Origin of the sequence: Dietzia sp. DQ11-44 (assembly GCF_014145205.1) — a bacterium.
GTDB classification, from domain to species: Bacteria; Actinomycetota; Actinomycetes; order Mycobacteriales; family Mycobacteriaceae; genus Dietzia; species Dietzia natronolimnaea.
Map to the genome: position 1 here is coordinate 1 of NZ_JAALEC010000508.1, position 7,992 is coordinate 7,992.

The 7,992-nt window shown below is 70.3% G+C and carries 10 protein-coding genes; 7 read left to right on the forward strand and 3 right to left on the reverse strand.

Annotation, left to right across the window (positions count from 1 at the left end; translation table 11 throughout):
• Both G6018_RS12660 and G6018_RS12665 read right to left on the reverse strand, forming a co-directional pair.
• On the reverse strand, positions 1-508 hold a 508-nt coding region (locus G6018_RS12660), incomplete at its 3' end, for a hypothetical protein (RefSeq protein ID WP_182639786.1).
• Complete coding sequence (locus G6018_RS12665) at positions 505-783, reverse strand: helix-turn-helix transcriptional regulator (RefSeq protein ID WP_031264401.1); 279 nt, start codon at positions 781-783, stop codon at positions 505-507. The genes G6018_RS12660 and G6018_RS12665, both read right to left, overlap by 4 nt.
• A 63-nt stretch (positions 784-846) precedes the next feature.
• Between G6018_RS12665 and G6018_RS12670 the strand changes: the two genes are divergently transcribed.
• The 4 genes from G6018_RS12670 (at position 847) to purQ (ending at position 3,237) form a co-directional block, all read left to right on the forward strand.
• Positions 847-1,338, forward strand: a complete 492-nt coding sequence (locus G6018_RS12670) for a glutathione peroxidase (protein ID WP_017835291.1) — start codon at positions 847-849, stop codon at positions 1,336-1,338.
• 125 nt (positions 1,339-1,463) lie between these two features.
• Positions 1,464-2,183, forward strand: coding sequence for a DUF2334 domain-containing protein (locus G6018_RS12675; protein WP_182615279.1), 720 nt, complete (start codon positions 1,464-1,466; stop codon positions 2,181-2,183).
• 125 nt (positions 2,184-2,308) lie between these two features.
• Positions 2,309-2,563: a phosphoribosylformylglycinamidine synthase subunit PurS gene (purS, locus tag G6018_RS12680; RefSeq protein WP_182615277.1), complete on the forward strand. Its 255-nt coding sequence runs from the start codon at positions 2,309-2,311 to the stop codon at positions 2,561-2,563.
• Positions 2,560-3,237 carry a phosphoribosylformylglycinamidine synthase subunit PurQ gene (purQ, locus tag G6018_RS12685; RefSeq protein WP_182639787.1) on the forward strand — a complete coding sequence of 226 codons (678 nt, stop codon included), beginning with the start codon at positions 2,560-2,562 and terminating at the stop codon, positions 3,235-3,237. The genes purS and purQ overlap by 4 nt, the downstream gene beginning before the upstream one ends.
• Before the next feature lie 86 nt (positions 3,238-3,323).
• Here purQ and G6018_RS12690 read toward each other — a convergent pair whose 3' ends face one another.
• Complete coding sequence (locus G6018_RS12690) at positions 3,324-3,521, reverse strand: hypothetical protein (protein WP_182639788.1); 198 nt, start codon at positions 3,519-3,521, stop codon at positions 3,324-3,326.
• Between the two features lie 237 nt (positions 3,522-3,758).
• Between G6018_RS12690 and G6018_RS12695 the strand changes: the two genes are divergently transcribed.
• From G6018_RS12695 to G6018_RS12705, 3 genes are all read left to right on the forward strand, one after another.
• Positions 3,759-4,970, forward strand: a complete 1,212-nt coding sequence (locus G6018_RS12695) for a saccharopine dehydrogenase NADP-binding domain-containing protein (RefSeq protein ID WP_182639789.1) — start codon at positions 3,759-3,761, stop codon at positions 4,968-4,970.
• A 53-nt stretch (positions 4,971-5,023) separates the two neighbouring features.
• A complete protein-coding gene (gene purL / locus G6018_RS12700) occupies positions 5,024-7,324 on the forward strand; it encodes a phosphoribosylformylglycinamidine synthase subunit PurL (RefSeq protein ID WP_182616860.1) in 2,301 nt (766 codons plus the stop codon).
• Positions 7,325-7,377: 53 nt separating this feature from the next.
• Positions 7,378-7,992 (forward strand): DUF1275 family protein (locus tag G6018_RS12705; RefSeq protein ID WP_182639790.1); only part of this gene is annotated, 615 nt, incomplete at its 3' end.

A 7,992-nucleotide genomic window follows, 5' to 3' on the forward strand; every position in this document is an offset into this window, starting at 1 on the left:
CGGGGTCCATGGTCCCGGCCATCGCGGCGGCGGGGATGATCCCCCCGACGAACACCGCCAGGACAGCGAGTCCGCCCATCGCGTAGGCGAGGCGGTGGCCGTCGCCGAGTTCCATCGTGGAGCCGAACACCAGCACCAGTCCGATCACGAAGCAGATTCCCACGAGCACCGACAGTGCGGTGGATCTGGCGTGCAGGAGGGTCTGTGTCTCGAACTCGTCGAGGTAGCGCGGCGGCGCGGAGTCCTTGACGTCGATGACGGTGCGCAGCATCGTCCACACCGTGCAGATGGCCACGGTCATGGGCAGCCAGGCGATCACGATCGGGAGCCAGAAGAACCCGGCGACGGCGATCGCTGCCATGACCGCGACGCATGCCCAGTTCAACCGGACCAGCAGTCGGCGGCGTTCCGGGGTGCGCCACGAGAGCAGGCTGGTGGAGAGCCGGTCGACGGTCTTCTCGTAGCGACGCTCGGCGGAGGTCAGGGTGTGGTCGGTCGCGGTGCTCATGGAGTGTCCTCTCGTGTGCGGCGGTAGATCTCGGTGGACATCGGCTGGAACTCCTCGCGGGAGAAGACGGCCTCGACCGGCAGGTCGAACACCGCGCAGATGCGGAAGGCCAGATCCAGGCTGGGGTAGTGGTCGCCCCGTTCGAGCGCACCCACGGTCTGGGGGTTGACCTCGATCCGTTCCGCGAGCGAGGCCCGGCTGAGTCGGTGCTCGGCCCGCAGGACGGCGATCCGGTTGTAGATGGGGAGCTTTTCTCCCCGTCGCACTGGGCTCATGCAATGCAGTGTTGTAAAAACCCAACGATATGTCAAGGGTGGCAACCGCGTAAGCTGGCTCACATGAGCAGCCTCCACGACATCACCTTCACGACCATCGACGGCGAGCAGGCCCGACTCGGTGACTACTCGGGGCACGCCGTCCTGGTGGTCAACGTCGCGAGCGAGTGCGGGCTCACCCCGCAGTACGAGGGCCTGCAGGAGCTGGCCGACGACTATCGCGACCGCGGGTTCTTCGTCCTGGGGTTCCCGTGCAACCAGTTCATGGGGCAGGAGCCCGGCGACGAGGGCGCGATCAAGGAGTTCACCACCGAGAAGTACGGCATCACCTTCCCCCTGGCCGCCAAGGTCGACGTCAACGGCCCCGACCGGCACCCGCTGTACGCGGAACTGACCGCGGTCGCCGACGCAGACGGTGAGGCCGGTGACGTGCAGTGGAACTTCGAGAAATTCCTGCTGTCCCCGACGGGTGAGGTCGTGGGCCGCTTCCGCCCCAAGGTGGAGCCCGGTGCCCCCGAACTCACCGAGGCGATCGAGGACGTCCTCCCGGTCTGACCCCGTCCCGGAGCGTCACCTCCGGCCGGGACGTCACCTCCGGTCAAGACACGCGTCCGGTCGGGACACCGGACGTACACCTCGTCGTCGTCACGCTGTCATCACCGGCTGCGACGATGGGCTCCATGACACCGCGCCCGGCCACCGCCCGCCTCATCGTCTCCGTCTCGGGCCTGCGGGAGTCGACGCTGGAGGGTGCCGTGGATCTGGTCGGCGAACTCGAGCGGCGGTCGGTGCCCGTCTCGCTGCTCGTCGCGCCGAGGCGGGGGCGCGAGTACCGGATGACGGAGGACAGGGCCACGCAGGGCTGGCTACGCCACCGTCGCGAGCGGGGTGACTCGATCGTGTTGGGCGGCTACGACGAGGCCGCGACCCGACCGCGCAGGCCCGAGTTCGCCTCCATCGGACCCGCGGAGGCGGCCGTCCGTCTGGCCGCCGCGGACCGGATCATGGCCGACATGGGTCTTCGGACGCGGCTGTTCGCCCCACCACGGTGGAACGCGTCGCCGGGCTGTCTCGAGGCGTTGCCCGGGGCGGGCTTCCGGGTCTGTGCCTCTCTCACCGGCGTCCACGACGTGGTCCGCGGGACCACGGAGCGTGGCCGTGCGCTGTCGATCGGGGAGGGGTTCCTCGCCGATGCCTGGTGGTGCCGGGCCCTCGTCACCGCGGCGTGTCGGACAGCGGCGGCCGGAGGGCTGGTGCGCGTCAACGTCTCCGCCACGCAGCTCTCGCGCCGGGCGCCGCGGTCGGCGCTGCTGGACGCGGTGGACCGGGTGACCGGGGAGCACGGAGCCGTCACCGGCCGCTATGAGTGGCCGGCGGTCGCATTGGCCTCCGCGGCCTGAGCGAGGGGCGCGATCCCCCGCTGCGTGAGCCGTTCGGTGGCCCCGCCGAGTCCGGGTAGGATCGGCAGTCGAGCCCCGGCAGGTCCGGGTCCGCCCCGCGTTTCCACCGATCGAGGAGTTCCACCGTGGCCCGAGTCGTCGTCGAAGTCATGCCCAAGGCCGAGATCCTCGATCCGCAGGGCCAGGCCATCCACCGGGCCCTGGGCCGTCTCGGCCACCCGGGCGTCACCGACGTCCGTCAGGGCAAGCGGTTCGAGCTCGAGGTCGCCGACGGCGTGTCGGACGCCGAGCTCGAGGAGATCGCCTCGTCGCTGCTGGCCAACACGGTGATCGAGGACTGGAAGGTCGTCCGCGTGGACACCGCGGAGGCGGCCTCGTGACCGCACGGATCGGCGTCATCACCTTCCCCGGCACGCTCGACGACATCGACGCCTCACGCGCCATCACCAGGTCCGGCGCGCAGGCGGTCTCGCTGTGGCATGACGACGCGGACCTCCAGGGCGTCGACGCGGTGGTGGTCCCCGGCGGTTTCTCCTACGGCGATTACCTTCGCTGCGGCGCGATCGCCTCGATGGCCCCCGTCATGGGCGAGGTCATCACGGCGGCCCGCGGCGGCATGCCGGTCCTGGGCATCTGCAACGGCTTCCAGATCCTGTGCGAGGCCGGGCTGCTCCCCGGCGCCATGGGGCGCAACCGCGACATGCACTTCATCTGCCGTGACGAGTGGCTGCGAGTGGAGAACACCGGCACCGCGTGGACCAGCCGGTTCGAGGAGGGGGCGGAGATCCTCATCCCTCTGAAGTCCGGAGAGGGCCGGTACATGGCCACGCCCGAGACCATCGAGCAGCTCGAGGCCGAGGGGCGCGTGGTCTTCCGCTTCGCGGGCGACGCCCCCAACGGCTCGACCAACGGGATCGCCGGCATCTGTTCCGAGAACGGACGGGTGGTGGGCCTCATGCCCCATCCCGAGCACGCGATCGACCCGCTGACCGGGCCGTCCGACGACGGGCTCGGGCTTTTCCTCTCCGCGTTGGATGCGGTGGTCAAGGTCTGATCCTCACGCCGCGGCTACAGCAAAGGGCCCGCCGGGAGTGATCCCGGCGGGCCCTCGTTCTTGCCGCGAACGTCAGAGCGGGAGGTTCATGCGTCGCCGAAGAGGCTGCCGCTGCTGCCGAGGTCGGCGCCGAGGTCGCCGATGAAGCTCAGGAGCAGGTTCGGGCCGATGTACAGCGCGGCCGACAGGGTGTCGACGAAGGACGAGCCGACGGGGTCGGCGCTTCCGATCAACTCGGTGCTGAGGGGTGCGAATGCTTCGCCGATCGAACCAGTCAGGTCCATAGGGTTCTCCTAAGGTTGGTATCCCGCTCGGCGGGATGAGCTGCGGCGACCCGGATGATCGCACGCATAGGTGAAGTTTTGCACAACTACTTAGGCGTTCGTTCACCTTTCTGGCCGATATGACAGAAGTCACTCATGGGTCTGGAGTGAACCGAGAATAGACATGGTGGCCGTGCGGTCTGACCATCTACTCACCGGCCCATCCGTCGGTGGCGCGAGATGCGGTAGAACCGTGGGGTGAGCGAATCCAGCACCCAGCCCGTGTCCGCGTCCGAGAAGGCCGCCAGGCCGTTCGACATCGTCCTCTACGGGGCGACCGGATTCACCGGTGGTCTGGTGGCCGACTATCTGCTGCGGAACCTGCCCGAGGGTGGGTCGTGGGCCGTGGCGGGTCGGAACCGGACCAAGCTCGACGCGCTCGTCGCTCGCCTCGCCGCCGAGATGCCCGACGTCCCGGCCCCGGGGGTCGTGGTGGCGGACACCGAGGATCCGGGCTCGCTGGCGGACATGGCCCGCGCGGCCCGGGTCGTCATCACCACCGTCGGGCCGTACCTCGAGTACGGCGAGCCGCTCGTCGCCGCGTGCGCCGAGGCCGGGACCGACTACGTGGACCTGACGGGCGAGCCCGAGTTCGCCGACCGCATGTACCTCGAGTACCACGACAAGGCCGTGGCCTCCGGCGCACGGATCATCCACGCGTGCGGGTTCGACTCCATCCCCCACGACATGGGGGTGTTCTACACGATGAAGCAGGTACCCGAGGGTGTGCCGGTGGCGGTCTACGGTGCGGTCCACGCCGACGCCCAGTTCTCCGGCGGCACCTTCCACTCGGCCATCGGCCAGTTCGCCCGACTCCGTGAGGCCGGACGCACGGCGAAGGCGCGGCGCAAGAAGGAGGGCAGGGTCGAGGGGCGGCGGATCAAGTCGGTGACGGGCAAGCCGCACCACGACAGCGTTCTCGGCCGCTGGCTGGTGCCGCTGCCCACGATCGACCCGCAGATCGTGTTGCGGTCCGCGGCCGCGCTGGAGAGCTACGGCCCGGACTTCACCTACGCGCACTACGCCTCGGTCAAGTCGCCGTTGACCGCGACGGCGGGCATGGTCGGGGTCGGGGCGCTGACCGTGGGTGCCCAGATCGGCCCCATCAGGTCGCAGATGCTCAAGCGGATCGACCGTGGTGCCGGGCCCAGTGAGTCCCGCCGCGCCCGGTCGTCGTTCGACGTGACCTTCGTGGCGTTGGCGGGCGGGCGGCGGGTGGTCACCCGGGTGTGCGGCGGCGACCCCGGGTACACCGAGACGGCCATGATGATCGCGGAGTCGGCCCTGTGTCTGGCCTTCGACGATCTTCCCGCGCTCTCGGGACAGCTCACCACCGCCCAGGCGATGGGGGAGGCACTACTCGAGCGTGTCGAGCGCGGCGGCCTGACCTTCGAGGTGCTGTCCACCTAGCCCCGGCTGGTAGCGGATTCGCGGGCCGCCGCGGGCCGACTAGACTCGCCCCCGTGACGACTCACGTGGACTCCATCTCGCACGCCTCCGACACCCCCGAGTTGGCCCAGCCGTGGGCGGAACTCGGACTCAAGGAGGACGAGTACTCCCGCATCCGGGAGATCCTGGGCCGCCGGCCCACGGACGCCGAGTTGGCCATGTACTCGGTCATGTGGTCGGAGCACTGCTCGTACAAGTCGTCCAAGGTGCACCTGCGCTACTTCGGCGAGACCACCACGGACGAGATGCGGTCCACCATGCTCGCGGGGATCGGCGAGAACGCCGGCGTGGTGGACATCGGTGACGGCTGGGCGGTGACGTTCAAGGTCGAGTCGCACAACCACCCGTCCTACATCGAGCCGTACCAGGGTGCCGCGACCGGTGTCGGCGGGATCATCCGCGACATCATGGCGATGGGCGCGCGGCCGGTGGCCGTGATGGACCAGCTCCGCTTCGGCCCCGCCGACGCCGACGACACGCACCGCGTGCTCCCCGGCGTCGTGGCCGGGGTCGGCGGGTACGGCAACTGCCTGGGCCTGCCCAACATCGGTGGTGAGACGGTGTTCGACGAGTCGTACGCCGCCAATCCGCTGGTCAACGCCCTCGGTGCGGGCGTCATGCGCGTGGAGGACCTGCACCTGGCGTTCGCCTCCGGCACCGGCAACCGGATCATCCTGTTCGGTGCCCGCACCGGTCTCGACGGGATCGGTGGCGTGTCGGTGCTGGCGTCCGAGACCTTCGATGTGGACGAGGACGGAGCGCCGGTCAAGCCGCGCAAGCTCCCCAGCGTCCAGGTGGGCGACCCGTTCATGGAGAAGGTCCTCATCGAGTGCTGCCTCGAGCTGTACCGCGACGAGCTGGTCGTGGGCATCCAGGACCTCGGCGGTGCCGGCCTGGCGTGCGCCACCTCCGAGCTGGCCGCGGCCGGCGACGGCGGCATGCACATCGTGCTCGACAACGTCCCGCTGCGCGCGGAGGGCATGTCCGCCGCCGAGATCCTCTCCAGTGAGTCGCAGGAGCGCATGTGCGCCGTGGTGACGCCGGAGAACGTCGAGGCCTTCATGGACGTGTGCCGCCGCTGGGACGTGTTGGCCGCCGACATCGGCGAGGTCACCGACGGCGACCGGCTCACCATCGAGTTCCGCGGTGAGACCGTGGTGGACGCCCCGCCCGAGTCGCTGGCCGACGAGGGGCCGGTCTACGAGCGCCCCCTCGAGCGGCCCTCCGACCAGGACGCCCTGCAGGCGGACACCACCGCGACCCTGGCCCGCCCGGCCACCGGCGACGAGTTGCGCCGGACCCTGGTGGACATGATCTCCAGCCCGGCCCTGTGCTCGCGCAAGTTCATCACCGAGCAGTACGACCGCTACGTCCGCGGCAACACGATCCTCGCGGAGAACGCCGACGGCGGTGTCCTGCGCATCGACGAGGAGTCCGGCCGCGGCATCGCACTGTCGACCGACGCGTCGGGGCGCTACACCAAGCTCGACCCGTACACCGGTGCCCGGCTGGCCCTGGCGGAGGCGTACCGCAATGTCGCCGTCACCGGCGCCACCCCGGTCGCCGTGACCAATTGCCTCAACTTCGGCTCGCCCGAGGACCCGGGCGTGATGTGGCAGTTCCGCGAGGCCGTCCACGGACTGGCGGACGGTTGTGCCGAGCTCGGTATCCCCGTCACCGGCGGCAACGTCTCCTTCTACAACCAGACCGGGTCCACCCCGATCCTGCCGACGCCCGTCGTGGGCGTGCTCGGAGTGATCGACGACGTCGCCCGCCGCACGCCCACCGCGTTCGGTGACACCCCCGGCGAGAACGTCTACCTGCTCGGCGAGACCCGCGACGAGCTCGACGGGTCCATCTGGGCCCAGGTCGCCCACGAGCACCTCGGAGGCATGCCCCCGACGGTCGACCTGCGGTGGGAGGCCACACTCGCCCGTATCCTGGCCACGTGCTCCAAGGACGGCCTGATCACCGGCGCACACGACCTGTCGGAGGGCGGGCTCGCGCAGGCGCTCGTGGAGTCGGCCCTGGCCGGGGAGTGCGGCCTCCGGGTGGTGCTGCCCGCCGACGCGGACCCGTTCGTGTGGCTCTTCTCCGAGTCGGCCGGCCGCGTGATCGTGTCGGTCCCCCGGGGCGAGGAGATCCGCTTCCAGCAGATGCTCACCGCGCAGGACATCCCGCACACCCGGATCGCCGTCACCGACCCGGATTCGGGGACCTTCGAGGTCCAGGGGCAGTTCACCCTGACCACCGCAGAGCTGCGCGCCGCCCACGAGGGGACGCTGCCGGCACTGTTCGGCGTCGACCCGGTCTGAGACGGTCATCCTGAGACGGGCCGGCAGGGATCGGACCGGTCGGGCGCGACCCGATGCGTGATCTCCGCAGACGAGAGCGACTGCTCGCCGTCGTCCTGGCCGGCACGGCGGGGTTCGTCGACGCGGTCGGCTTCCTCGTGGTGGGTGGCTACTTCGTGTCGTTCATGAGCGGCAACTCCACGCGAATGGCCGTCGACCTGGTGCAGGGTGACCTCGGCGGCGCGGGGATCGCGGCCGTCGTCCTGGTCTCGTTCTTCCTCGGCGCGGTCGCCGGTGCGGTGGTCACCCGCCTCCGTCCCCGGGATGATCGCCCGGCCGTCCTGGCCCTGGTCGCCACCCTGCTGCTGGTGGCGCTCGCGGTGCACCGGCTCACGACCGCCACGGTCGTCGGGGCGCCGCTGTCGATGACGGTGGTCGCGGCGTCGATGGGTGCCATGAACTCGGTGTTCCACTCGCGGGGAGAGGTCTCGCTCGGGGTCACCTACATGACCGGTGCGGTGGTCAAGTCCGCCCACCGGCTGGTGGACGCGCTGGCCGGGGGGTCGTGGGCGCCCTATCGTCAGCAGGTCTCCCTGTGGGCTGCGCTCGCGCTCGGTGGGGTGGCGGGCGCGGTGCTCCAGGTGCGCCTCGGTGTGGCCGCGCTGGGCGTCGCGGCGGCGGTCGTGACC

Coding starts and splice junctions, on each gene's coding strand:
- G6018_RS12665 (WP_031264401.1), bottom strand. CDS start 783: ATGAGCCCAGTGCGACGGGGAGAAAAGCTCCCCATCTACAACCGGATC.
- G6018_RS12670 (WP_017835291.1), top strand. CDS start 847: ATGAGCAGCCTCCACGACATCACCTTCACGACCATCGACGGCGAGCAG.
- G6018_RS12675 (WP_182615279.1), top strand. CDS start 1,464: ATGACACCGCGCCCGGCCACCGCCCGCCTCATCGTCTCCGTCTCGGGC.
- G6018_RS12690 (WP_182639788.1), bottom strand. CDS start 3,521: ATGGACCTGACTGGTTCGATCGGCGAAGCATTCGCACCCCTCAGCACC.